Source organism: Actinomadura sp. 6N118 (genome assembly GCF_044326415.1).
Classification (GTDB): domain Bacteria; phylum Actinomycetota; class Actinomycetes; order Streptosporangiales; family Streptosporangiaceae; genus Spirillospora.
On the sequence record NZ_JBIRAZ010000035.1, the window covers coordinates 19,751 to 42,003 of the forward strand.

Annotated in this window: 23 protein-coding genes; 6 read left to right on the forward strand and 17 right to left on the reverse strand. The window is 68.2% G+C overall.

Going from position 1 to position 22,253, the window contains the following annotated elements:
* The first annotated feature begins 102 nt into the window (after positions 1–102).
* Both ACH34W_RS50495 and ACH34W_RS50500 read left to right on the forward strand, forming a co-directional pair.
* A complete protein-coding gene (locus ACH34W_RS50495) occupies positions 103–333 on the forward strand; it encodes a hypothetical protein (protein WP_395968433.1) in 231 nt (76 codons plus the stop codon).
* Positions 334–397: 64 nt separating this feature from the next.
* Positions 398–886, forward strand: a complete 489-nt coding sequence (locus ACH34W_RS50500) for a helix-turn-helix domain-containing protein (RefSeq protein ID WP_395968434.1) — start codon at positions 398–400, stop codon at positions 884–886.
* A gap of 158 nt (positions 887–1,044) precedes the next feature.
* Here the strand turns inward: ACH34W_RS50500 and ACH34W_RS50505 are convergent, their stop codons facing one another.
* The 4 genes from ACH34W_RS50505 to ACH34W_RS50520 all read right to left on the reverse strand — a co-directional run bounded on the left by ACH34W_RS50505 (position 1,045) and on the right by ACH34W_RS50520 (position 3,618).
* Positions 1,045–1,218, reverse strand: a complete 174-nt coding sequence (locus tag ACH34W_RS50505) for a hypothetical protein (protein WP_395968435.1) — start codon at positions 1,216–1,218, stop codon at positions 1,045–1,047.
* 1 nt (position 1,219) lies between these two features.
* Positions 1,220–1,759 (reverse strand): RNA polymerase sigma factor, encoded by a 540-nt coding sequence (locus tag ACH34W_RS50510; protein ID WP_395968436.1) that lies wholly within the window; start codon positions 1,757–1,759, stop codon positions 1,220–1,222.
* A gap of 278 nt (positions 1,760–2,037) precedes the next feature.
* Positions 2,038–2,238: a hypothetical protein gene (locus ACH34W_RS50515; RefSeq protein WP_395968437.1), complete on the reverse strand. Its 201-nt coding sequence runs from the start codon at positions 2,236–2,238 to the stop codon at positions 2,038–2,040.
* 159 nt (positions 2,239–2,397) lie between these two features.
* Positions 2,398–3,618 (reverse strand): sigma-70 family RNA polymerase sigma factor, encoded by a 1,221-nt coding sequence (locus ACH34W_RS50520; protein WP_395968438.1) that lies wholly within the window; start codon positions 3,616–3,618, stop codon positions 2,398–2,400.
* Between the two features lie 514 nt (positions 3,619–4,132).
* On the opposite strand from ACH34W_RS50520, the gene ACH34W_RS50525 reads away from it, so the two are divergent.
* The 3 genes from ACH34W_RS50525 (at position 4,133) to ACH34W_RS50535 (ending at position 6,434) form a co-directional block, all read left to right on the forward strand.
* The gene (locus tag ACH34W_RS50525; protein WP_395968439.1) at positions 4,133–4,897 is read left to right on the forward strand and encodes a hypothetical protein; all 765 of its coding nucleotides are present in this window, start codon (positions 4,133–4,135) and stop codon (positions 4,895–4,897) included.
* Between the two features lie 123 nt (positions 4,898–5,020).
* The gene (locus tag ACH34W_RS50530) at positions 5,021–5,428 is read left to right on the forward strand and encodes a hypothetical protein (RefSeq protein WP_395968440.1); all 408 of its coding nucleotides are present in this window, start codon (positions 5,021–5,023) and stop codon (positions 5,426–5,428) included.
* A gap of 325 nt (positions 5,429–5,753) precedes the next feature.
* Entirely contained in the window at positions 5,754–6,434 is a 681-nt protein-coding gene (locus ACH34W_RS50535; protein ID WP_395968441.1) for a hypothetical protein, read from the forward strand.
* 313 nt (positions 6,435–6,747) lie between these two features.
* On the opposite strand, the gene ACH34W_RS50540 is transcribed toward ACH34W_RS50535, so the two are convergent.
* Positions 6,748–7,236, reverse strand: coding sequence for a hypothetical protein (locus ACH34W_RS50540; RefSeq protein ID WP_395968442.1), 489 nt, complete (start codon positions 7,234–7,236; stop codon positions 6,748–6,750).
* Positions 7,237–7,317: 81 nt separating this feature from the next.
* On the opposite strand from ACH34W_RS50540, the gene ACH34W_RS50545 reads away from it, so the two are divergent.
* Complete coding sequence (locus ACH34W_RS50545; RefSeq protein WP_395968443.1) at positions 7,318–8,178, forward strand: hypothetical protein; 861 nt, start codon at positions 7,318–7,320, stop codon at positions 8,176–8,178.
* Positions 8,179–8,412: 234 nt separating this feature from the next.
* On the opposite strand, the gene ACH34W_RS50550 is transcribed toward ACH34W_RS50545, so the two are convergent.
* The 12 genes from ACH34W_RS50550 to ACH34W_RS50605 form a co-directional block, all read right to left on the reverse strand.
* Positions 8,413–9,423 carry a hypothetical protein gene (locus tag ACH34W_RS50550; protein WP_395968444.1) on the reverse strand — a complete coding sequence of 337 codons (1,011 nt, stop codon included), beginning with the start codon at positions 9,421–9,423 and terminating at the stop codon, positions 8,413–8,415.
* Positions 9,424–9,425: 2 nt separating this feature from the next.
* The gene (locus tag ACH34W_RS50555) at positions 9,426–10,136 is read right to left on the reverse strand and encodes a ParA family protein (RefSeq protein ID WP_395968445.1); all 711 of its coding nucleotides are present in this window, start codon (positions 10,134–10,136) and stop codon (positions 9,426–9,428) included.
* Positions 10,137–10,225: 89 nt separating this feature from the next.
* Complete coding sequence (locus ACH34W_RS50560; RefSeq protein WP_395968446.1) at positions 10,226–11,755, reverse strand: DUF2637 domain-containing protein; 1,530 nt, start codon at positions 11,753–11,755, stop codon at positions 10,226–10,228.
* 235 nt (positions 11,756–11,990) lie between these two features.
* Entirely contained in the window at positions 11,991–13,103 is a 1,113-nt protein-coding gene (locus ACH34W_RS50565) for an XRE family transcriptional regulator (RefSeq protein ID WP_395968447.1), read from the reverse strand.
* 55 nt (positions 13,104–13,158) lie between these two features.
* Positions 13,159–13,935 (reverse strand): hypothetical protein, encoded by a 777-nt coding sequence (locus ACH34W_RS50570; protein WP_395968448.1) that lies wholly within the window; start codon positions 13,933–13,935, stop codon positions 13,159–13,161.
* 252 nt (positions 13,936–14,187) lie between these two features.
* Complete coding sequence (locus ACH34W_RS50575; protein ID WP_395968449.1) at positions 14,188–14,880, reverse strand: hypothetical protein; 693 nt, start codon at positions 14,878–14,880, stop codon at positions 14,188–14,190.
* Positions 14,881–15,522: 642 nt separating this feature from the next.
* Positions 15,523–17,844: a hypothetical protein gene (locus ACH34W_RS50580; RefSeq protein WP_395968450.1), complete on the reverse strand. Its 2,322-nt coding sequence runs from the start codon at positions 17,842–17,844 to the stop codon at positions 15,523–15,525.
* Positions 17,845–19,011: 1,167 nt separating this feature from the next.
* Positions 19,012–19,299, reverse strand: a complete 288-nt coding sequence (locus tag ACH34W_RS50585) for a hypothetical protein (RefSeq protein WP_395968451.1) — start codon at positions 19,297–19,299, stop codon at positions 19,012–19,014.
* Positions 19,296–20,624: a DUF5131 family protein gene (locus ACH34W_RS50590; protein WP_395968452.1), complete on the reverse strand. Its 1,329-nt coding sequence runs from the start codon at positions 20,622–20,624 to the stop codon at positions 19,296–19,298. Before ACH34W_RS50590 ends, ACH34W_RS50585 begins: the two co-directional genes overlap by 4 nt.
* A complete protein-coding gene (locus ACH34W_RS50595; RefSeq protein WP_395968453.1) occupies positions 20,621–20,794 on the reverse strand; it encodes a hypothetical protein in 174 nt (57 codons plus the stop codon). Before ACH34W_RS50595 ends, ACH34W_RS50590 begins: the two co-directional genes overlap by 4 nt.
* Positions 20,791–21,360: a hypothetical protein gene (locus ACH34W_RS50600; RefSeq protein ID WP_395968454.1), complete on the reverse strand. Its 570-nt coding sequence runs from the start codon at positions 21,358–21,360 to the stop codon at positions 20,791–20,793. The genes ACH34W_RS50595 and ACH34W_RS50600 overlap by 4 nt, the downstream gene beginning before the upstream one ends.
* Positions 21,361–21,451: 91 nt before the next feature.
* Positions 21,452–22,243: a hypothetical protein gene (locus ACH34W_RS50605; RefSeq protein ID WP_395968455.1), complete on the reverse strand. Its 792-nt coding sequence runs from the start codon at positions 22,241–22,243 to the stop codon at positions 21,452–21,454.
* Between the last annotated feature and the right edge of the window lie 10 nt (positions 22,244–22,253).

Genomic DNA, 22,253 nt, shown 5'->3' on the forward strand with positions numbered 1-22,253 from the left:
CGACTCCGAGGAAAGGAACGCACAAGACGCCGTCCGGGCCACTACAAAGAAAGACAGGTGTTTGGGTTGAACAGTTCGTGCCCTGCTCCGCACTGGCGGATCATGAGGGCGCTCCTGGTGCTGCTGCTGACGCAGCTGTTCGTGGCCGAGCTGCTGGTCGCCGGCTACGACCTGGTGCAGGCGCTCACCGCAGCCGGTGCGGTCTGCGTGATGGCGCAGATCATCCTGCGGCTCCTCGGCGGAGACGGGCCAAGCTCGCCGCCGCCTCCCCAGCCGCCCACTCAGGGGCCCTCGCAATGGCCCCCGACGCTGCCCCCGGGCAGCAGCTTCTAGGTCGGCCATCGGTTCCCGGGCGGCCCACAAAGCCGCCCGGGAACAGGGCAGGGAGAGCACCCTCATGAACGAGATCGAAGAGAAGATCCAGCGGTTCGCTCTGGGACTGCGGCACGTACGCCGGCGCGCCGGCGACCCCTCCTACCGCGCCCTGAGCCAGAAGATGAACTACTCCTACTCCACCGTCAGCCGGATGCTCAACGGGCAGATGTTCCCGCGCTGGGGAACCGTCGAACAGTTCCTGCGGGCCTGCAAGGTCACCGAGAACGCCATCGACGGCCGCTGGCGCGCACGGTGGCTGGAGATCGCCGAGCTGGTCTCGCCGATCGGCGAGACCGTCCCCTACGACGACAAGGACGAGCAAGAGGAGGAGTTCACCGGCCCCGGCGAAGGCCCCGGCAGACCCACCATGGAATGCCGCGAATGCGGAGCACTCATCGTCAACCCGCTGCGGCACCAGGCCTGGCACGCCGCGCTTGTCCGCAGCAACTCCACCCGCCCGCTTCCGCCCGCCGGGCAGCACCAGCACGGACTGCGCCGAGCTTCGGGCTGACCCGTACCACCCACAACCAGCAGAGGGGTCTCCCACAGGCCAAAGGGGAGGCCCCTCTCCCGTTTCGAGTGCCGTTAAGGATCGCCACCAGGGGCGAAGTAGAGGAACGGCCGCCTCGTAGGGGCGGCCGTTTCCTTCTGCTCGGGCTACAAGGCAGATCAGCGCGCGGGAGCCTGTCCGGGCTCGTCCGCGTCGGCCTGCCGTTCGGTGGCCTGACGATGGAGTTCGGCGAGACCTTCCTCGACGTCGACCGCGGCCTCCAGGGACGTCAGCAGGGAGGCCGAGGCTCGCTGCAGCATCTGGTCGAGTGTGAAATCGGCGTTGCTTTCCATCTCATTCCTCCTCCCGGGTCGTGTTGCGATTGCGGGCGAGCTGGTTCTTGAGGGACGTGCGGGCGTGCCGCAGGTGCGACCGGACGGTGGCGGCCTTCTGGTTGGTGGCCTCGGCGATCTGGCTCGGGGTGTAGCCGTCGAGGGTCCAGGCCATGACTTCCCGCTGTTCGAGGGGGAGCGTGCGAAGCATCTGCATGACGCTCTCGACCTCGGCGGCGAAGCTGATGAACGGGGAGCGGAGCTGCTCGGGTATCCAGGCGCGCTTGGCGGCGTCCTGGTCCCGCTTGGCCTTGCCGATGCGGCGCATGAAGATGGTCTTGGCCGTGGCGCGGGCGTAGGCCTGAGGGTCGTCCACGGAACGCCACTGGCTCAGGACCGCGAGCATGGCTTCCTGGGCGACGTCCTGGGCGTCCTCGATGGAGGCTCCCAGGTGCAGGAGGAAGCGGGTCAGCGTGGTCAGGTCGCTGCGGTAGTAGTCGTCGAACGAGTCGAACGGGTGGGTCGGCCCGAGCATGAGGAACTCGTTGGCTCGGTTGGACATGGGTCTCGTCCTTTCTGTTTAGCCCAGCGTGTGGGCCTGGGTTGCCTTGTCATAGGCGAGACTCCTTTCGTGAGGTGGGCCCCTTGGACCACGCGCTCTGGGCTGACCACGTGCTCCTGGGAAGGAATCCTCGCCCATGTCAGGCGCTCTGGGCTCCGGAGGTGGTTCCGGGGCGTCGAGCGCCGGCTGAACGAGGGATTCGCGGCGTTAGTGCAATCAGGAAGGCCGATCGTGCAATCCGCCATCAAGATTTTTTGGAGCGGGTGTACGAGGGCGTTCTACCTGCGACGACGGGCGAGGATGACGAACCCGAACGCCGCCACGGTGGCGATCGCCGTGATGGTGACCGAACCGGAGGTCGCGTACGCGGCGGGGATCCCGACCAGCGCCGTGTTCGCCACAGCCATCAGCCGTGACGACCCCGCGTCGCTGTCCGGCTGCGCTCCTTGATCCTGCGGGAGTGGGGTCTGCTCAGGCACGCCTTTGCTCCTCGGGTCGATGACGTTGACAAGGAAGTGCGCACTGAGGGCAAAGGCGTGCAAATCCCTGCCTGGGCGGGCGCTGCTCGCTCACCGACCCGGCCTGCACTCGGCGATCGTGCAGCCGACGAGCTCTGCTCGCCTCGGTCGGCAAGACCACTACATCTCCCGGAAGTAGGCGTTGGCCTTTCTGCGGATCCGCGCCAGGCGCTTGGATACCGGGCTGTGGTTGGCGTAGCCCAGCAGATCGGCGATCTCGGTCAGTTTGGTGACGCCGCTGCGCAGCAGGACCACCACCTGCCGTTCGCGCGGGTCCAGCAGGGCCAGGAAGTCGCCGTACACCAGGCCGTCCAAGACCTCGGTCTCAGGACCTTGCACCGGGATGGTGTCGGTGAGCTCGACGAACCGCACCGTGACCTTGGAGCGCTTGCTGTACAGCTTGCGTTCGAAGTCCTCGCGTGCGTACGACCAGTGTTCGGAGAAGTCGTCCTGCACACGGTGTGCTCGTACCGCCTCCAAGATGCCGCACAGCTGGCCGCCGGCGTCAGCGTGTTCGACGGTCGCCCGTACCACCTCGGCCGCTTCGGCTTGGCCCTGCCATAGCTCACTGCCCACCCGCGGGCTGACCGCCACCGCGTCCTCCAGGACCGAGCCGTCCTCCAACGGAACCGGCTCCTCTCCGACGGTGTCGTCCACGCGGGGGAAGCCGCCGAGGATGTCCTGGATGGCGGCGGTCACCGGCGGGATCCAGAAGTCCAGGTTGTGGGCCAGCAGCCGAATCGGGTCGGTATTGGAGAATGCTCGCAGCGGCGAACCGGAGATCAGATGCCGCCATACCGTGGTCGCCCACGCCCGTGACAACCGGTGTTCGAAGTCGGCGGGCAGGAACCGGTCGACCGGCGTGGCGTTCGCCACGTACGGCCATTGGCCGCAGCGCAGCGGCGGCAGCCCGTAGCGCTGGACCGTCGGGTGGGGCAGCAGGTGGAACAGCGGGGAGTACTCGTGGTAGCGGCTGTCGGTCCGGGGCACGAACACGACATTCACGTCGCCGCGATCGGCGATCTGGCCGATGACCGGTGGCAGGTCGTCCTCGGCGAAGAACCGGCGCCGCAGCTGCGCCGCCTCCCACAGCAGGTTCCACTGCGCCACCGTCACATCCAGCAGCACCCGTGCTTCATTCCGAAACCGAGAGAGCGGCAGCGTGAAGTACTCCGGCGGGACAGGCGCCTGCGGACGGATCACGCGGCGATACAGCATGCCTGCCGACAGGTTGGTGGCGCGCGGGTAGAGCTCGGCCGTGACGGCGTCGGAGTCGGCGTAGAAATCCTCACGCTGGAGGACTTCGATCTCCGCGTCGGTGAACTCGCGTTCGTCGGTCATCGGCCCGGAACCTTGGTCGAGGGTGTCTGCCATGTCTACATCACGGCATAAGACGCCATTGTCGTTCCGCCTCTGCTGGACGGATTCGCGAGGCCGCCAGTGGAGCTCTGTCTTAACCGCAATCCAGAACCGGATACCCCCGCGCCCGCTGGTTGGGGTGCCGGTAAGAAACGCGTCATGAGCCCAAACCGTGCTGATCTTGTTGTGATTTGGCTGGTCGATGCTGGGCGGCTGCGACGCACCCCCGCTGGCTTGTAGCCGCGGCGGACGACGCCGGCTCCTTCTCCCGTGACCTGGGGAGGTTTCCTGACCCAGGTGAGGCTGAGGCGTGCCCGCGGAGCGATGGGGGGAGATCGATGGTCCCGAGGTCAAAGGGGTGCGATGGGCGAAAGTCTAGATCCCTGGAGGTGACAGTCGTGTCCCTACGTTTGGGACTACGCCGTTTGCTGGGTGCGAGCCGTTCTGGCGCGTGACATGCCTGAGGCGACAGCAACGCGGCTGAAGGGGAGACGTTATGTCGATCATCGGTGAACTGCCGACGGTGTCGGCCGAACAGGTCATCGTCGTGGGCGAGGCCAAACCAGAGGAAGACGTCCTCCAACTGGCCGCCAAAGCCGCCAACGTGCAGATCGAACGGCTGGCCCCGGGCGTGGAGAAGTACCTGGAGTTCCTGCGGACCGGCAGCGACGCACCCGAGGAGAGCGCTGCGGGAACGACCGAGGCGGCCGCGGTGGCCAGGATCGGTGACGCAGTCTCCCCGATCTGCCCCTTGTACGTGCCCTTCGACGTCGTCGCGATCGGCCCCATCCAGACCTTCGGGTCGCCGCCGGGCCAAGCCATCCCCCCACACAAGGTCATCGGGCACACCGAGAATGCACTGATCCTCGCCGTCGTGTTCGTCAACCCCCTGTCATCAGCGGCCTGTGGCTACTTCATGCCGCCCACCACCCAGCTCAGTGGCCGTGACTTCCGCGTACGCCTCGAACAAGTCAACCTGTCCACCGTCGCCAACGGACCCGACGACACCTTCACCGGCACATTCACCGGCCTGCCACTGACACTCGCGCCGTTCCTCATCAGCGGTGCCGACCCCGGCCCCAACCCCAACCTGTTCGAAGCCAACATCACCGTCGACATCGACGACCCCCAACAGCCGTTCGCAGCGTTCGCCACCAACGTGCTGGACCTCGACAACGACCCCGCGTTCGCCGGCATCCCCGCCCAGCCCGCCGGGTTCAAGCACCGGATCCCGATCCGCTACCTGGTCTACCGCAAGTGACCTACGCGCAGCCGGTCCGCACGCATCGTGCGGACCGGCCCCCCGGCCACCAGCCTCGTAACCCCGGTTCGCTTGCCGTCGACCGGCACGACCACTGGGGAGTCGGGAAGCGGAGGCGAAGCCATGTCGACTGAACTCGTTGCGGTGCTGATCTCTACCGCCGTGTCCCTTGTGGTCTCGGTGCTGAGCATCACGGTCAACGCGCGCCTGCAGGACCGGCACCTCCGAGAACAGATACGTCTGGACGAAAAGCGCCTCCAGGCCGAGATAGACGCCCTAGCCGGCCAGCTTCGGGAAGGCAGGCGGCAGCAGGACCAGGTCGATCGGGCGATTCGCCAGCTGCTGGTGGCCGACGGCTGGGACAAGCGAAGCTTCACCGCCATCAAGCGACGGATCGGCGGCTTCTCCGACGACGAACTGCGCCGTCTGCTCATCACCGCCGGCGCTCACCGCTACGAAAGCCGCGCAGGAGAGGAGTACTGGGGCTTCCCCACAGAGAATCCAAACACACTGGCCCCACCTCATCTCTGACCAGGGCCTCGATGACCATGCCGGACCAGCAAGAGCATGACGACCCTTGCGCCCTCACCCCGCACTGACCGGCTGGCCGGTGACATCGCGATGCTCCTTTGGCGGCCATGGCGCTGCAACGCACACCGGTGCACGCGGCAGCATTTTTACTCCGAAAAGAGGCGGCATGCCAGATGAGCGGCACTTCCAAGATCTGACGGAGCTGCGCGCATCACTCGACGGCCTTCAGTCCGCCGTCGCAGAAATCGGCGGTTCCGTGAACAGGCTGCTAGAGACTGAGCGGTCGGAACCCCCCGGGCCTGCTGCCGCTCCGCCAGACACCTGCATGGCGTCGCTCACCCGCGCCTATCTGGGAATCGCGCGCCTGCTGGCGCAGGCCGAACGCCTGACCCCGGCGGATCCCTTCGCGGCTACCGTGCTGCGGGAGCGGGCAGCGGCGATGGCCTGTGACGCCCTGGGTGCCGTGCTCGTGGACGAGTCGTTTGTCGCCGAGATGGAGACCGTGCAGCTGCCTGGTGCGCGCAATCCAGTCGCCATGCCACCTCAAGAACGGACGCAATTCGTTGACATCGAGGTCGCGCTCCTTCGCGCCGCTGGGCTCCCGAAAGACGAGGCGCGCGCCCTCATTCACGAAGCCTGGGCGGTTTACCCAACTTCCGCGCCTCAGCTGTTGAGCGGTGCGAAGTTGCTGGACAGGTGGGCGACCCTGCGAGAGACCGTGTGTCAAAACGCCACGACGTTCCGCACTATGCTCGGCCTCCCCGAACCGGTCTCCCCAGCGCTACCTGACGCCATGCCGCCCAGCCCCCGGCCGTGGTGGCGCCGGATGAAAGGCCGCAGGCTGCTCTACGTCATCGGCGGCACATTGATAATCGCCGTCAACGTCGTAGGAGCAGAGGCGCTGGTAGCCCACGTCGCAGAGCCAAGGGGCGACGCTGGCGTAGGGGGCTCCGTCGGCCTGGGCACGCAGCTGATCTTCTTCGGAGCCCCGCCCGCGAAGCCATGAGTCTCACCAGCGACCGCCGCTGCCCAGCATGCACCGAGCCCCACCAGTGGCGGGGGCCGCAGTCCACCGGGCAATTCGGGGTACCAGGCTAAGACTGGTGCCACCTGGTACACGCGATTGAGTTCGCCCAGCTCAGCGGGACCTTGCTACTGATCAGTGGGCAGGCGCCCAACGGCCTCTTCGAGATCGGTATGGGTGAGATGGTGCCTGAGCACTACCTATGCTGTCGTGCGAGACGGCGTTGCCGCAGGTCGGCCGCCTCGGCGTCCGCGCCACGGAGCATCTCGTTGAGGGTTCTCTTTCTCCTTGCGACTCAGGCCGTCAGGGTGTCGCGGCCGGCACCAAAGACGTCGTCGAAGGGACGGGCGAGGCTGGCGTCCACCAGGAAATAGGCGCCGCCTGGGTGTGGGTGGGCGATTGAACGGTAGGCCGCGACTTCTGCGGGTGTCAGCACGCTGAGGCCGGTGCGCGTGTCACCCATGACGTAGTACAAGGGGACGGGTGCGTTGATTCCGATGAACTGCAGGCCAGCCTGTAGACACTGGCTTGAGATCGCGTAGCGGCCAGTGTCCGAACGCATCCGGCTTTTGGCGTCGATCGCCACTAGATCCTGGGCTCGGGCCGCCAGCATGTCGGGAAACTGCCGGAGCGCCGAGCCGCTGGTGCGCAGCGCTTGCTGGATTGGTGCGAGAAAGGTGCCCTGTCCGCATGCCTGGACGGTCCAGCCGCGACGCTGCAGTTCGACGATGACGCGTTGCTCGTGTTGATCACCCAGAACCTTGCGTGCCTGCCAGTCGGCCACCGGGGTCCCTCCACTCAGGGGATGCTGGAGTACGAAGCTAGGGTCTTTCGTACCACGGGTACTTACCCTAAGATGCCCGACATGACGGCATACGTTGACCCACGTTTTCGTCCCACGCTCTGGCCTGGCTCTGCCGTGCCGACCCCGCCACTCGCCCCGTTCAAGGAGGTATGGGTCGAGGGCGACTGGGTTCTCTGGCCCGTAGGGGCTTCCTACAACCAGCCGCTGACCGAGCTGCCTGACGACTTCTACCTGCGCGAGCTGGTCGAAACCCCACACGATGACCTTGAAGCCGCGGCTGATCTCTTCCGGCGATACGGCCGACTGTTCAGCCTCGACCATGACGATCTGGATCTGCGGCACAACGAAGAACTCATCGAGAAGGTCGCCGCATTTCCCAGATCGCCTGCAGATGCAGACTCGCGCAAACCTGGCGGTGTGCACCGCGACCAGATCAACCTCTACCTAGACCTTGCCCACGCCAGCGTGGAAACCCTGCTGGCCACTCAGCGTCCCGGAGGCCTGGAGGAACTGGTGGAGCCCGACGCGACCGAAGAGAACCGCGCCGCACTGCACGCGCAAGCTCCCGACCTGGTCCCGACCTTGGAGAGCTACCGCGAGCTGCTCATACAACTACGCCTGGACGACCTGGAGGAAACGATGCGTGCCGCGCTCAGTGACTTCAGCATCGGTTTCGGTGACCTTGCGGACCGCCGTCCCACTGTTTACTCAGTGTCGTTCTTGCAGATGTACAACCACCTCGCCGAAGGCGCTCACATCCGGCGATGCTCCAACGAGACCTGCCGCCAGCACTTCGTCCGCCAGCGCGGGCGCGCGGAGTACGGCCAGTACCGCACCTCCGGGGTGAAGTACTGCTCGCGTGAATGCGCCCGCGCACAAGCTCAACGCGAGCTACGTCGCCGCCGGAAGGCAGAGCGGTAGCCGATCTCGGGGTACCAGCGGCAAGTCAGGATTTCCCGCGATGGCCCCCGAAGCTCAAGGTCATTACCTGGCGTAACAGGTGCTGGGCGTCGGATCCCGGGATTGCGGGGTCCCTGGGATCCTCCCGGGGCGGGGCGGTCCTACGCCGCGGCGATGGCTCGTTCGGTGGCACGCCGGCGAGCGCCGCCCCCACCCGGACGATGCCGGGCAGGTTCCTTAGACCATCGCAGGGCGTTAGGTGAGTTCGGCGCGGATCTGGTTGGCCAGTTGGTCGAGTTCGTCGGCCAGCCTGCGCGCGGCGTCGGGGTCGTCTTTGGCGTTTTTGACGATGCGGCGGCCAAGGGTCTCGATCTTGCGGATCTCGGTGGTAAGGAAGTCGGACTGTGAGTTGTCCGGTGTTGCCGGAGCGGACAGTACCCGGGAGCCGGCAGCGAGGAAATCTCGCAGGAGACGCGCGACTTCGTCGCGGTCGAAGCGGTCTGGGGGCAGCACGGCCAGCGCCGCGTCCAGGATTGCAGCGGTGACTCTCGTGTTCGAGTGGGCGATCGTCTCGTAGACGAACACCGCGGCGTCCTTGCCGTGCGCCTTGTAGTAGGGGAGGAGCCGCCGGACCTGACCCTCATTGAGGTTGATCTTGGGAACAATTGTTCCCAAGATCAACATTAGGTCTTCGGCAAGGGGCCAGGCTTCGATGAGCTGGTTGGCGCGCCGCGCCGTCATCTCCCAGTGCTCCTGGCAGTAGTCATCGAACCGGGTGTGGGTCTCGCGGTAGAGGTCGCCGTCCCGGATCGTCTGCAGGACACGTCCTTTCACCCAGAACCAGGTGTCGGCGATGGCCAGCACCCGCTCGCAGCGCTCCAGCTCGTCGCGCTCAGCCTCGATCAGGTCCTGTGAGGACGACAGCGGCTGATGCGGCCGGGGGATCATCTCGGCGATCGTTGCCGGGGTCATCTCCGCAGCTACATGGACGCCTGGCTGCTCGGTTCCCGCGTCGGCGTGGCTCGGTGCCGTTGCTTCTGGAGTCTCGAAGGGAGGATCGCTGTCCGTCGGGCCTTCTGCGGCTTCGCGAGGGTCCGGAACCTGCGCCTGCTCGTCTTGAGCCTGCGCGGCCTGGAGTTGCTCGTCGCCCGTCGGCTCACCTTGGCTGCGGCGGGCTCGCGGGTTGCGTGGGGGAGGCGCCTGGCGCTGGCGCCTGGCCTTACGCGCTGCGGCCTGCGCTTCGAGATCGTCGAGTCCGTTCGGCATAGTTACGAATACTGGCGTATCGCTTGGGCGACTTCTTGGATCTGCGCCGTGTATTCCTCGGCACGTTTCGCCACTGGCTCGGATGTGATGGCGATCCGGATCTGGCGTGTGGGGATCCACGCGCACCATGGCACGGGCGGGGCGACGGGGACGTCGGCGTCGGTTGCCAGCTTGCGGAGCCGCGCTCGGTCGCGGGTGTTCGGTGCGCGAACGAGGTTGGGGACCAGCATCAGGGGATAGTCCGGAACTTCCTCCAGCATCCCTTCTAGGGCGTCGAGTTCCTTGGTGCCGAACACCGTCGGGACTGCCACCACGCGTGAAACGGCCATCGCCCCGAAGGTCGCGTCGCCACCGCCGGGGTGGGTGTCGACGACCACCGGGCGGCCCCAGTGCCTGGCCCAGTCGCTAAGTCGGTCGGCGAGCGTCTCAGGGTCGGGCTGGGACACGGCGAGATCGGGGTGAGAGGGCACCAGGTCGGGCTTGCGGTCACCGCCGCGAAGCGGGGTGGGGGGCTTGCCATTCTCGAGGGAGTCCAGGAGCATCGCGCGGCGCCGGGTCTCATGCCGGTATCCCCATGCGCGGGATGCGCCGCCGCGGTCCCAGTCCAGGTCCACCAGGACCGCGTTCAACTGGTACGCCAGTTCGAATGCAAGCGTCGTCTTTCCGACGCCACCTTTCCATGCGGCGACGGTGGTCACGTCGATGTCGGTCATACCGCGTCACATTGCCAGATCAGAAGCCACTGCGGCGACGCTTGCGCGGCCGATGAACGCGTCATGTTCATCACGAGGGATGTTCTTGGTCACCCGCCGACACCGACCAGGTGTCGCGCATCCACCTCGCCTGAGGCGACATCTCCGGCGACAGTGTCGCCGGAGATGTCGCTGCGCCGGACGGCAGAGTCATATCGCTTGTCGCCTTCGACAACCTCACGCGGGGCATCAGGGACGTTGCGCCGGCTCCTGATGTCGTCGCGTGCATCTGTCGCGCGAGGCCCCGTGTCGCTTGTCGTGTCGCCGATGCCCGCTGTGGCGCTGTCGCTCTCCTTCAGGCGTTTGAGGAGTCGCTGCCCGGTTCGGGCGCCGCGGCCCAGGCGAAGTCCCAGCTCAGCACCAGTGATGTTGGGTTCGTCGGCGACGATCTGCGCTGCCTGCGTCAGGGGGTCGGCTCCGGCCTGCTCGTCGGCGGTCTCAGCCGCTTTCGTGTCCCCTGCGCTGTCACCCTCACCGGAGGACGGCATTCCAGAGACGATGACGCCTACGGCATGTCGCTGCCCGGCGTCAGCCACGACGTCATCAGCAGCAACATGCGGCGTAGCGCCGTCTGGGGCGGCGGCGTCAGGCGACATCGATGCGGCCTGTGGTGTCGCGTCGCCCTTGCTGTGGGCCTGACGTGTCGCCCGCCGGCGCGCGGCTTGACGTGCGGAGCGTGCGGCGTCGGCGTCGTTCAGGACGGTCACGATGTCGGAGACGGCGGCCGGGGTAATGAGGGAGTGCAGCACCTCCCGGGCGGGCTCGGGGGAGGAGTAGTCCAGCGTCGCCAGCCGCTGTGCCTGCACAGCAACCTGTACCTGGCGGATCACATCGACGGCAATGTCGGGATTGGCGACGTCAGCGCGGTGCAGAGCTGCCTGAACGCGGCGGAGCGCGAGCCGCTGCCGCCAGTTCCATGCATCGTCGTGAGTGAGGCGGCGCAGGCGGATCAGATGGTGAGCGGCGCGGCCGACACGGACCCGACGGGTGGCCTCGGTGACCGCCAGGCCCTCGTCACCCGCGAGTTCCATCTGCACGCGAACCCGCTCGATGGGATGCAGCCACCGGACAGCGGTCATCCTGCGGTCGGCTCGACCTGCCTGGTGCCTGGTCTCATGGAGCGCGAACTCAAAGAGCACGCCGGCGATGATGGGCATCAACGCAAAGGCTTGATGAGCGCCTGGGCGGTCGGGGGCGTGCGTCCAGTTGAACCAAGCAGAAGCGGCCACCAGCCCCCAGACGGCGAGCCGCGGCGCGGTGGCCGACTCGGCGCGGGTAGCGCGGCGGACCAACAACACGGCGCACATCCCGGCCGCGCCGTCCAGGGCGAGGAAGAGGAGGTAGGGCCACGGCTCGGCGAGCTGCATGTTGTCTCGGCCGAATCCGATCAGCCCGTTCGCGCTCAGCCCGGCCGCGACCGCCCAGAAGCCGAACATCAGCGTGTACGCGACCCCGCTGACGGCGAGGTCTCGCCATCGCCGCCACCGGGGACTGCCGGGCCCGGTTACGGCGGACGGCGATTCGTTGAGTGTCGTCGCCGGGTTGGGCTTACCGGTTCTACGTCGGGTCAGTGTGATCATCGCGAGGGAGGTCCTCCGGTTCCATCACTGCGGGAGTGTGGTCACCGTAGCCTTATTAGGCGCACGAGCATCACGCATTACGGGCGTGGCGGAGGAACCGCCCTTCATCCGAGTCTGCGCCCCTGCGATGACACGGAGCAGGGAGCCAGTCCCAAGGCGCCGCAGCCTGACCGGCTCGGACAGGTCCATCAGCTCGTGCCAGATTGCGGGGCGATGGCGATGCCGCTGTCGAGATTCACGCGTCTTGGCCGACGAGTTTCAGCGCAGGGCGGGAATCGCCTTCACCAAGGAGTTGCCGGACGCGTGGAACCTTCCACTGGAGCTCATTGGCGAGCTTCACCTGGGTCAGCCCCTGCGCTCGGGCCAAGGCGAAGGCCTTGGCGAGCAGGCAGGGGGTTTCGCCCGGGTAGTTAGTGACCGGTTCGGGAACGATGAGGCCGAGCTTGTTCATCTGCTCAATGCGCTGATAGCCACGGCGGGCGGTGGCCTCTGACACCAGGCCTAGTTCGCGGCACCGGTAGATCAGCGACTTCAATGAGACCCCCCAAGCGAGGCTGAGTTCGTTGAAGGCGTTGAAGTCCAGCCGGTCGGGCAGCAGTGGGCCGATGGCCTCGCGTGGGGTGAGCAACTCGGCGGCAAACATGTCGGCTTCGCGTTCTTGCTGTTTGTCTCCGGGCGCAGGGTCGCCGTGCAGCAGCAGATGCCCGAGTTCGTGAGCAGCGGTGAAGCGATGTCGGTAGACATCGTTCGCGCGGTCTGGGGTGAGGACAACCGTGGGCCGTGGAAGCCGAGAAGTGGCGAAGGCATCGATGCGCGGGGTGTCAGCGCCAGCGAAGGGCACCAAGGTGACCAGCAAGCCATGCGTTTCCATGGTGCGCACCAGGTGTGGGATTGGTCCGTTACCCAGCTGCCATGCTGCGCGCAGTGCTTGCGCTGCTCGCATGGGGTCAGTGGGAAAGTCCTCGTTGTAGATCTCGCCGCCGCTGAAGCCAGGCAGGTCCACAGGCGGGAACTGAACCCGCTTCTCCAACGCGTAGGCCAGCTCCCAGGTCTGCTCGACGAACCTGATGGCCTTGGCGCGCTGAGAGACCCGCGTGGAGCGCAAGCTACGGAAGTGAGCGGCCGAGGCGTCCAACTGGGCGTACGGGCGACCGAGGGCGAAAAAGCCAATTGGGACGTCCAGCACCTCTGCAGCGCGTCTCAGATGGTCGGGACGAGGAGGCGTGGTGCTGGCTTCCCATTGACCGACGGCGGCTGCACTGACGCCTACCTGCTGCGCAAGAGCCGCCTTGGTCATGCCGGCCAGCTGGCGGGCCTGCGTCAGCCGCGCCGGATCGAACACCGCCACGACGTCCGCAGCGGTCAGGGGCGAGCTATCAGGTCCTGGCAGTAGGCGGAGTTGCTCAGTTCTGCTCATCGGTTCCGGTCTCAGTCGGCTTTGTTTTCTGCTGCTCACTGTCCACTTCGGTGAGCGGAGACTTGGACGATAGATCTGGTTCAAGCAGCGGAGCATCATCGAAGCGCCGAGAAGCCGATCCGGCTCCGCCTGCCGGACCGACAGGCCGAGGCGGGATGGCGGGCATCCCGCCAGCGTCACCAGGAGCATCCCCTGCCTCGGGCTCTGCGGCCACCGGCAAGGCCTCATGGTAGGTCCAGGTGAGGTGGCCGTCGTCGTCGGCCCGAGCGGGGTCACCCCACTCGATGTTCAAGATTCCTGCACGGGGGTTGCTGGCGTAGGCGACGAATACCACCCGCACGCTGGCGGCGAGCTCGCGCAGGTCGGCTCGTGCTTGTGCGCGGTCGGTGTTCAGCTCGTCGTCGGGGACCTCTGCCGACTCCAAGGCAAGCTGCTCGGGGGCCTCGGTTTCAGCCAGCGCCAGTAGGGCGCGCCGAACATCCGACAGCCGCATCCGCGCATACTCCAGCGGCACACGGGTGCCGTCGCCGTAGCGCCACGGGTACACCACCACGTTGCCGATTATTACCAGCTCGTAACGTGCGCCTTTGGGCTTGAAGACACGTGCGCGCTCCAGGTACCGCAGCCGGGCGACCAGCTCCTCATGCTGTGCAAGCCAGATGAGCCCGTAGGCTTCGTTGGTCTTGACGCCCAAGCCCAGATGCGCTTCTAGCGCACGCTGGTGCGCAGCTTGCAGTGCCTGCGGCACTTTGTCCCGCAACAAGCCCGCCGCGTCCCCGAACCGCTTCCGAGCCCATTCCGATGCTCCATCGCGTCCCGCCACGGTGACGCCCCCTAACGATCAACTACTTGTGTTTCAGGCAGCAATCGATTGATATCACTTTAGTTTTTAGCATGTCTAGCTCAATCGATACGACGACTGTGGGCGTTTCCGAAACGAACAACCGTCGGCGGTTGCGAATCAGCCGGGCTGGAGGTCGGGAAGGAAGCTGGCAGTATCGCCGCCGAAACTCCGTTAGCGGCGGAAGGCGGGACCGAACAGGTCGGCCACACTGGCTTCGCTTGGTGTGAGGGCGGGGGGCGGGGTGAGGTCTTCGGGGAGCTCGGCTGGTTGCTGCAGGTGGTGGGTTTCGAGTCGATAGACGTTGCGGAGGCGTTGGAAGTCGAAGGTGTCTGGGGCGATCGATTGGCGGCGGGCGGTGACGAGGCCGGCGGCGCGGAGTTCGCGCAGGCCCTTGGTGCGGGTGTCTTCACTGAGCCCGTACTGGAGGTCGGCCTGGCGGGGGCTGAACCATAGGTTGGTGGTTTCGGGTTTCTGGTTGCCGAGTTCCGCGTACAGGACGAGCAGCATCGCCAGTGCTGCGCCAGACAAGACGGTGATCCAGCCGCTGGTCCACAGTTCGTTGGGCAGTTGGATGTATCGATGCGCATCGGCGTCGGGTTTGTTGCGAAGCCGGTTGTAGGCCGCTCCTGGTAGCTCATATCGCTCACCGGTCCCGGTTTCTGACAGGAGGCGGACGATGCTGGGCTGTCCAGCGCGGTTCTCGACTTCGATGAGGCTGTTGTCTTCAAGCCAGAGGATTGCTTCGTTGATCCGGCGGGCGCCTCGGCCTGATGGGTCGGGGAGATCTAGCAGGGTCGCCCAGGCACGGGCGGGATATGCCAGGTCATGTGGAGGCTTAGCGGCGAACCAGATGAAGCTGATCAAGAGTTTCAGCCGGACCGCTCCCCCTCGTCCCCCTCTTAGGGCCTTTGCCAAGGGGGTGGGTTCTTGAGCGTTGGCGCGCTCGATAAACCTGCGCCGTACCGGGGCATGTGTGCGTTCACGGCCACTGCGGCCGCGCAGGCGCCGGGCGACAACCTGTGCTGCCTCCAGAGCTTGTGGAGACGGTCGCTTCATCGTGCCCTCCAAGTACGCGGCTAGCGGCCGGGCGATCTGGCATGCTTAGTTATTGGCGACATTACTTGTTATCTAGTAGTGCCGGTTTTTAGTGTAGCTGTAGACCCGGTACTAGCGCAGGGGTCAATCCGGCTTGAACCGCCTTCTGCCCGGTGTTGCGCGCACGCTGGTGGGGGGTTCTAGTTCGAGGAGCATCCGAAGATAGGTTGACAGCGGCAGCGGGGCCTGCCACTCTGGGGCGTGCCGAGGTCGACCGATCGGCGTCCAGGCCTTCCGTGCGACAACCCCATGGGGTCGGGAGAGCTGGCTCCGGCAGTATCGATCTTGGTGAGACAGCCGCTGCGACGTAATACCTCCGCCCATTGCCGGGGGACGCAGCGGCTGTTTCGCGTACAGAGGTCTGCTCAGGTGCTCGCGAACCCCCGTTGTGACGGGCTGGCCTGCTGGTCGTCACTCTTCTCGCGCTTCGGCCAGCAGGCGGCGGGCCAGTGCAGCACCACGGGCTGCAGCCGCGGCGTGGGAGTCACCGTGGGCGGTGATGATCTCCGATGCCGGCGGCGGCAGCGGGGACGGCTGAATACTGCCGTCCGGCTCCGCTACGGGGCCGCGACCGGCCTCTTGTACCGCCGTGGCCGGGCCTTGTCCGCGTGCCCTCGGCGAGGGCACGGTGGCGCGGCCGTCCTCGGCCGGTGGCCTCGGCGCCGGGATCGCGCCGACCATGATGACCGGGGCAGCCATAGCGGTCGCAGGTGCGGCTGGGTCCACCCGGTCCTGGTGTTCGGCGGCGGGTTCGGCCGCCTCGGTGGCGCTGGGGACGGCGATGTGGTGCTCGGCGAAGTAACGGTCATGTTCGGCGAACGCAGCCTCCAGATCGCGCCAGGCCGCTGCCAGTGGCCGGACAGATTCGACAAAGGCGTGCCAGTCGGCGCGGTGGTCGCGGTAGAGCTGGACGCGCTCGGTGAACCGGTCGAACGCCTGCAGCTCGCCAGCGACCTGGTCCAGGGTGGTCTCGCCGCGGCGCCAGCCGTACGGGCCGCGCACCGCCAGGCCGTGCGCGCCCAGGTCGGCCAGCGCCTGGGCGACCGCGCCGGACGACAACACCGCGCGGCGTTCCAGGTCGACCGGACGGGCCTGCAGGTCGCTGAGCGCCTCGTAGACCAGCGCGCAAACCGGGCCAAGCTCCAGGAACGCCGGGTGGCCGGTCTCAATCCGGCCGGCCTGCCAGATGGTGCGGGCCGACTCGGCACGGTAGCCGTCGGGGATGCGCAGGGCGTAGCGGTCGGCGTCCTTCTCGCGGCCGCGCTCCACCAGGTCCACCAGCGGGTCGTCCTCCTCGCGCAGGTCGGCCAGCACCAGCGCGACGGTGCGCCACGACAGGCCCGCCGCCAGCGCCAGCGACCGACACCCGAACGCCGTGGTGGTCGAGCCCGACAGTCGCGCCGCCAGCGCCAGCGCGCGCAGCACCAACCGCGTGGAGGGGGCCCGCCGCCCCCAGCCTTTACTTCGTATAGGGTCGCGCTCCGAAAGGTACACCGCGGTGGTCCAGCGGGTCAGCTCCTGGTACTGGCGAGCGGAGCGTGCGGGGGCCTCAGCCAGGGTGCGGGGGATGGGCCAGGACGGGTGCTCAGAGGAGGGGTTGTGCGGGGGGTGTGTAGCTGAGCTTGTGTGCAAGTTATGGGCACCGAGACACAGCGGGCGGGAGGCGTGTGTTTGTTTGACAGCGCGGTCCCAGTCGCTGGTCAGCACGGCGCGGCGCTGGGCTGGGGAACGACTCCCCAGCAACGCATCGAGACCCTCGAACGCGCCGCCGGGGCGGGTGGCGTCCTGGACCTCGGTCAGGGTCCAGCCGCCGGCGGCCGCGGACCGCAGCACCGCGTACCGCGCCTCCGACCGCGAGGCGTACGGCTTGCCGTCGGGCTGCAGCCGCGGGGCGTCCCAGCCACCGGTCACTGCCAGCTCGGCCAGCCGCGGCGGCAGCGCGCGGCGGCCGCCGCGCAGCGGCACCCACGGCCGCCCCGACCCGTCCAGATGCTGCACGCCGGGCAGCGGCGCCGACAGCGACGGCGCCGGGTCGGCGGCCGCCAACTCGGCCGTCACCACCTGCTGCAGCCGCTCCAGCACGCGCGGCCCGCACGGGCGGCGCAGCACCGCCTCGGCCGCCGCCAGCGGCATCGTCAACGCCATGAACCCCAACAGCGGCCCCGTCCGCTTGAACGAGCCGTCGGCCTGCTCCACTGGGGTGCGCTTGTAGGGGGACCCGGCGATCCGGATCTGCCCGGACGGGTTCAGCATCGGCGCCGGGTCCAGAGTGGTGTACCGCTCGGCCAGCGCCCGCGCCAGCATCCGCAGGTCCTCAAACGGGACCGCCTGGCGGAACTTGAGGTAGACATGACGGCCCTGCGACGGCGAGACGTCATGCACCACGCGGCCGCCGCACCGCTCCACCAAGTCGGCGAACGCGGCCGCCTCGGTGGCCACCAAACCGGCCGGGTCCGCGGCACCGGCGGCGGCCGCCCGGCTCACATCAAAGTCGGCCACCAACAACCGCCCCGTGGTGGTGCCGTCGGCGCCGGTGGCGTAGATCGAGACCGTGGACGGCTCGGCCGGTACGTCCTGCCCGACCGCGAACCGGAGCCGACGGCCGTCAGGGAAGTTGTCGCCACCGTCCGGCGACCGCCGCGCCCACGGCGTAGCCGCCAGCAACCGCGACAACACCGGCCAGGTCTCGGCCGCGTCCGCACCCGACCGCACATCAGCCGCGGCGAACCTCACGGCGGCCGCAGCCGTGCCGCCCGCCCGGGCAGGGGCGTGCCCGGGTGGTGCTGCTGGGTGGACGGAGGGGAGACACGCCGAAACTTCTGGGCGTGACTCGCCGCCGTCAGGCGGCGGTGTTATCGTCGCTCCTGACGTCGTTGATCCCGCCGCTCACGCTCCAGGCTTTTCCAGGGCGAAGGAGTCGTGAGGTTCCGGGAACGGGGTTGATGTGGAAGATGCAAAGGGCGGTCCCTGAGGGGGTCGCCCTTTCGTCTGTCTGCGGAACCTCCTCGTTGGGCCGCTCGACGTACGTGGGCGCCATCGCCGAATACAGCAATGATCGGCGCGGCTGCTGGAACCCTACGCCCCCCAGCCCCACAGAGCACGGATGACGCGCGGTTCCCTTACAGACTGTGCAAACCCGTACGCGGCCGCCTGTCACACGGGCGCAAGCACCGCTGTGACCAGGGCAGGGAAAGACCGGGGACATGCTCGGGGGCTCCTTGCCAGCCGGGACCCTCCCGGCGTCCACGCAGGCTGACAGGCCCATCCCGTTAACGTCTCGGCCACACGTGCCCGCAGGGGCCGGAATCTCAAGTCGGGTCGGCGCGGCGCGGCCCCCGCCCGTCAAGTGCTCGGCGCGGGCGGCCAGGCGGCGAAGTGGCGGCGTGTCGGTCGCAGGGCGTGCGCGACTACCGCTGGGCGTGGATGCTATGTTCATCACCAGCGTTGAGAGGGCTCGCTGCGCGGTCCGCACTCCGGTCTGGCCGGACATGGGGAGTGCGAACAGCAGGCGAGCTGGAGCGGATATGAAGAGGGGCGCCCTAAGGGGCGCTTTCCTCGTTTCTGGGGGTTGTCCTTGCGTGCCTCCAGTGGCGAGATGAGCAGGCCGTGACGGGCCAGAGCGTAGTGCGCCCGAGTATGTGAATCCCGTAAGCCCCGCCGGGACACACCAAAGCGCCCTCACCATGGCCCGCAAACCGTCATTTCGTCGCGGCGGCCGCGGCCGCCGGCAGCGTGACGAAAAGCGCCCTGCACGCGACGGCCGGACGGGCCGATTGTCCCGAAGCGATGTCACCAGATCTGTCACCGACGCTCGTCTCCCTGTGGTCTGTGGTGCTGATGTGACTTGACGGCCCGAAAGAGGCCCGGACCACCACGGGGTGAGCGGTCCGGGCCGGTCTTTCAGATCAGGCCGGTGAGCGCGGCGCGGCGGCCGCCCTGGGCGGCCAGCACGATCCGCCCGGCGGCGGCCTGCTGGATGTCACGGGAAGCGGCCCACTGGGTGGCGATCTCGGTGACGCGGCGGGCGGCCGTGGCATACGCCGCGGCGGTGCCGGTGGCGTCGCGGGTCTGGGCGATGAGGGCCAGGACTTCGCGGGCGGTGGCCACCGGCTCGTCAGGGTGCACGCGTTCGGCGCGGGCCTGCAGCGCGGTGAGCTGGTCGGGCGGCATCGGGTTGACGGTGGTCATCGGGTTCTCCGAACGTCGTCACGGGTCAGGGTGGGCATGCGGGCGTCGATCACGGCGTCTGCCGGAGGCGTGCAGCGGCTGCACAGGTCGCCCATCTGCGGGTCGGGCACCCAGTGGCAGCCGCCCGGGCAGGCGGCGTCGTCGGTGCACCCGCATCCGCGGCAGGTCGGCACGTCCGACACCTCGGACGGGTCGGCGGAGGCGTCGGGGTACTGGTCCCAGGAGCGGCCGTCCAGCTCGCGGCCAGCGCGCTTCTTGCCCCATCGGCGGACGGCGCCCGGGTAGTGGCCGCCTGGGTCACGCTCGGGCGACCACGGCTTGTGGTCAGGCTCGTAGAGGTGTCCAGATGGCCTGAGGTCGTGCGTGGCGCCGCGCTGCTCGGCCTTGGCCTTCTGGGCGGCGAGCCAGGCCGAGTCGGCAACCTCCCAGCCGCCTGCAGGTTCGAGGATCCGGACCGACCATGGTGCTGGTCCCCACTCGCCCCACTGCTTGAAAAAGAACGGCACGTCGGAGGCGGCGCACTGATCGCGCAGGGTGCGCGCCCAGTCGGGGTGCATGGGGCGCGCCCGCGGGCCGGACTCGCCACCGACGATGACCCAGTGCAGCCCGCCGGCCGGACCGATGCGGCCGGTCAGCGCAGCGCCGAGCTCTTCGCCGTAGCCCTCCAAAGCGTCCATGTACTCGATGCCGAGCCAGCGCGACAGGTCGACCGGCCCCAGCAGCGGCTCGGCGGACACGAACCGCACGGCCGCTGGTGTGCCCAGCAGGTCGGGCACGCGCAGGTCGGCGCGCTGTTGGTCTTCGGCGCTCACGCCGAGCCAGACGTTCGGCAGGGGCCAGTGGTCCAGGCTGGCGTGGGTGAACTCCGCCATGGCCTCCTCGACCATGTCCGGGAATCCCTCGGTCCCCAGCCCGCCGCGCGCCAGCAGCGATCGCATGCGCCCGTGCCTTTTGGTCAGCACCTGATAGGTGTGGTGCGGCGTTGCGGCCATGACGGCGAACACGCGGGCGATGAACTCCTCGCTGATCTCGGCGTGGAACAAGTCCGAGAGGCTGTCGACGAAGACTTTGCGGGGCTTGCGCCAGCGCAGCGGCTCGGTGAGACGGCCGGGCAGCTGGTTGACCCGGCCCGTCCAGTCGACGCGGCCGCCCGTCCGGTGGGTGAGGCCGGCGAACGCGGCGGCCACCTTCGGGTGCGGGTTCGCGGCGCGGATGCGGGCCTGGGTGATGGCGTAGCAGCCGTCACAGCCGGGCGAGACGCGGTCGCAACCCAGGGTCGGGTTCCAGGTGGCCTGGGTCCACTCGATCGTGCTGATGGCGCTCACGGCCGCTCCTGGCGGTCAAGGGCGTCCAGGCCGTCGCCGAGCTCGTCGGCCAGGTCCAGGTAGTGCTGGCGCTCGTCGGGGTCGGCGGGTGCGGGCACGACGCCGCCGGCGACAAGGAGCGCCTCCACCAGGCGCGGCACGTCCGGAGTGGGCATCTGGACCCGGATCATGCCGACGCTCCGCCCTGGCGGGCCCGGTGGCCGCGGCGCTGGGCTCGCCGCTTGCGGGGATGCCACGTGGGGTCGTCGGTCATCTGGCGGCTGGGGACTGGTTCGGGACGGGTCAGGTCGGTGGCCGCGCTGCGGAGCGCCGCGGTGACCTGGGACTGGCTGGTCTGGTTGTCGTTCCAGATGAAGATCCCGCACGGCGCGCACGTGGCGAGGGCCTCGCCGTGCTCGCACTCGCCGGCGTCGGCGGCGGTGGGGTCGGCGGGCTCCAGCTCGTCCTGGACTTCCAGCCAGGTGACCACCGCGGCGGCGGCACGCACCACCAGCGGGTCAGTGGACTCCTCATCGTCGGGATCGTGGCCGGCGGCGATGAGGATCGCGGCGAACGCATCACACGGCGCCTGCCGGGCGGCGCATTCGTAGCCCTCCATCTCCTCAGCCAGGAACAGTCGCCCGGTGATCCAGCCGTTGCGGTCCAGGACCTCAGCGGCCTCGTTGAGGATCTGGGCGACGGCGTTCGGCGTGGGCGTGGTTGGGCGTGGGGTGGTGGTTGGTGCGATGCTGGTCATGGACCTTGCCTCTCGAGGGTGTTGGTCTGGATCATCTGGGGGCCTTGGGCGGCGTTTGGGAGACGGAGCCCGGGGCCTCCGGCATGTGCAGTCACGGCGTGACCCGCTCGGGCATCAGCCGGGTGAGGAGGCCGTACAGGTGCTCCCCGGCCAGGTGCAGGTAGTTGACGACGTCGCTCAGGTCGCTGTCAGCGCCCGCAGCCCATTCGTCCACGCCCTGGACCTCGCCGAGCAGCTCGGCCAGCCGTCCCCGGACGCACTCGAACCCATCCAGCAGGGCGCAGAGGTCAGAGCGGCCCAGCCCGGCCGTCTCGTCGCCCAGCCAGTCCGCCCGGCCCTCGGTGGCGGTCTGGAACGCATCCAGCGCGGCCCGCAGGGACGCGACGGTGACCGCCGGTGGCTCCAGGCCGACGGGAGGAACAGCACGGCCAAGGACGGTCGCCATCTCGGCGACCTGCGCGCCCAGGACCGGCGTGATGGCGTCGCGGAACCGGTGGGCGGTCAGCCACCCTGCGGCGTCGTTGCCGCAGGCGCTGGCGATGGCCTCAAGGACGTCGCCGGCGGCGTCTTGGAGGGCTGGGTGGGTGCTGCACTGGATGCGGGGCCAGCCGGTGGCGCGTGCCAGCTCGGCGGCGGCCAGAGCATGCGCGATGTTGGCCATGCCGGTCAGGGCGGCCGCGCCGTAGCCGTGGCTGCCGCCGATGGCGGCGCCACGGTCCAGGACCTGGCCCACCTCCCGCAGGAGCTCGGCGCGGGCGGCCACGTCGCGGGTGCGGCGTAGCTGGCCGATCTGGGGGATGGCGGCGGCCAAGGCAGCCAGGCCGGTGGCACGGGTCCCGGTCGTGATGCTGGTCCCGGTCACGGTCTTGGTGGTGGTGTCCATCTGGGGGTTC

Excerpts from the sequence above, each read along its gene's own strand:
- ACH34W_RS50555 (WP_395968445.1), bottom strand. The coding sequence starts at position 10,136 with ATGACCGACATCGACGTGACCACCGTCGCCGCATGGAAAGGTGGCGTC.
- ACH34W_RS50495 (WP_395968433.1), top strand. The coding sequence starts at position 103 with ATGAGGGCGCTCCTGGTGCTGCTGCTGACGCAGCTGTTCGTGGCCGAG.
- ACH34W_RS50510 (WP_395968436.1), bottom strand. The coding sequence starts at position 1,759 with ATGTCCAACCGAGCCAACGAGTTCCTCATGCTCGGGCCGACCCACCCG.
- ACH34W_RS50605 (WP_395968455.1), bottom strand. The coding sequence starts at position 22,243 with ATGGACACCACCACCAAGACCGTGACCGGGACCAGCATCACGACCGGG.
- ACH34W_RS50505 (WP_395968435.1), bottom strand. The coding sequence starts at position 1,218 with ATGGAAAGCAACGCCGATTTCACACTCGACCAGATGCTGCAGCGAGCC.
- ACH34W_RS50545 (WP_395968443.1), top strand. The coding sequence starts at position 7,318 with ATGACGGCATACGTTGACCCACGTTTTCGTCCCACGCTCTGGCCTGGC.
- ACH34W_RS50520 (WP_395968438.1), bottom strand. The coding sequence starts at position 3,618 with ATGACCGACGAACGCGAGTTCACCGACGCGGAGATCGAAGTCCTCCAG.
- ACH34W_RS50500 (WP_395968434.1), top strand. The coding sequence starts at position 398 with ATGAACGAGATCGAAGAGAAGATCCAGCGGTTCGCTCTGGGACTGCGG.
- ACH34W_RS50530 (WP_395968440.1), top strand. The coding sequence starts at position 5,021 with ATGTCGACTGAACTCGTTGCGGTGCTGATCTCTACCGCCGTGTCCCTT.
- ACH34W_RS50550 (WP_395968444.1), bottom strand. The coding sequence starts at position 9,423 with ATGCCGAACGGACTCGACGATCTCGAAGCGCAGGCCGCAGCGCGTAAG.
- ACH34W_RS50560 (WP_395968446.1), bottom strand. The coding sequence starts at position 11,755 with ATGATCACACTGACCCGACGTAGAACCGGTAAGCCCAACCCGGCGACG.
- ACH34W_RS50595 (WP_395968453.1), bottom strand. The coding sequence starts at position 20,794 with ATGATCCGGGTCCAGATGCCCACTCCGGACGTGCCGCGCCTGGTGGAG.
- ACH34W_RS50535 (WP_395968441.1), top strand. The coding sequence starts at position 5,754 with ATGGCGTCGCTCACCCGCGCCTATCTGGGAATCGCGCGCCTGCTGGCG.
- ACH34W_RS50585 (WP_395968451.1), bottom strand. The coding sequence starts at position 19,299 with ATGACCACCGTCAACCCGATGCCGCCCGACCAGCTCACCGCGCTGCAG.
- ACH34W_RS50600 (WP_395968454.1), bottom strand. The coding sequence starts at position 21,360 with ATGACCAGCATCGCACCAACCACCACCCCACGCCCAACCACGCCCACG.
- ACH34W_RS50525 (WP_395968439.1), top strand. The coding sequence starts at position 4,133 with ATGTCGATCATCGGTGAACTGCCGACGGTGTCGGCCGAACAGGTCATC.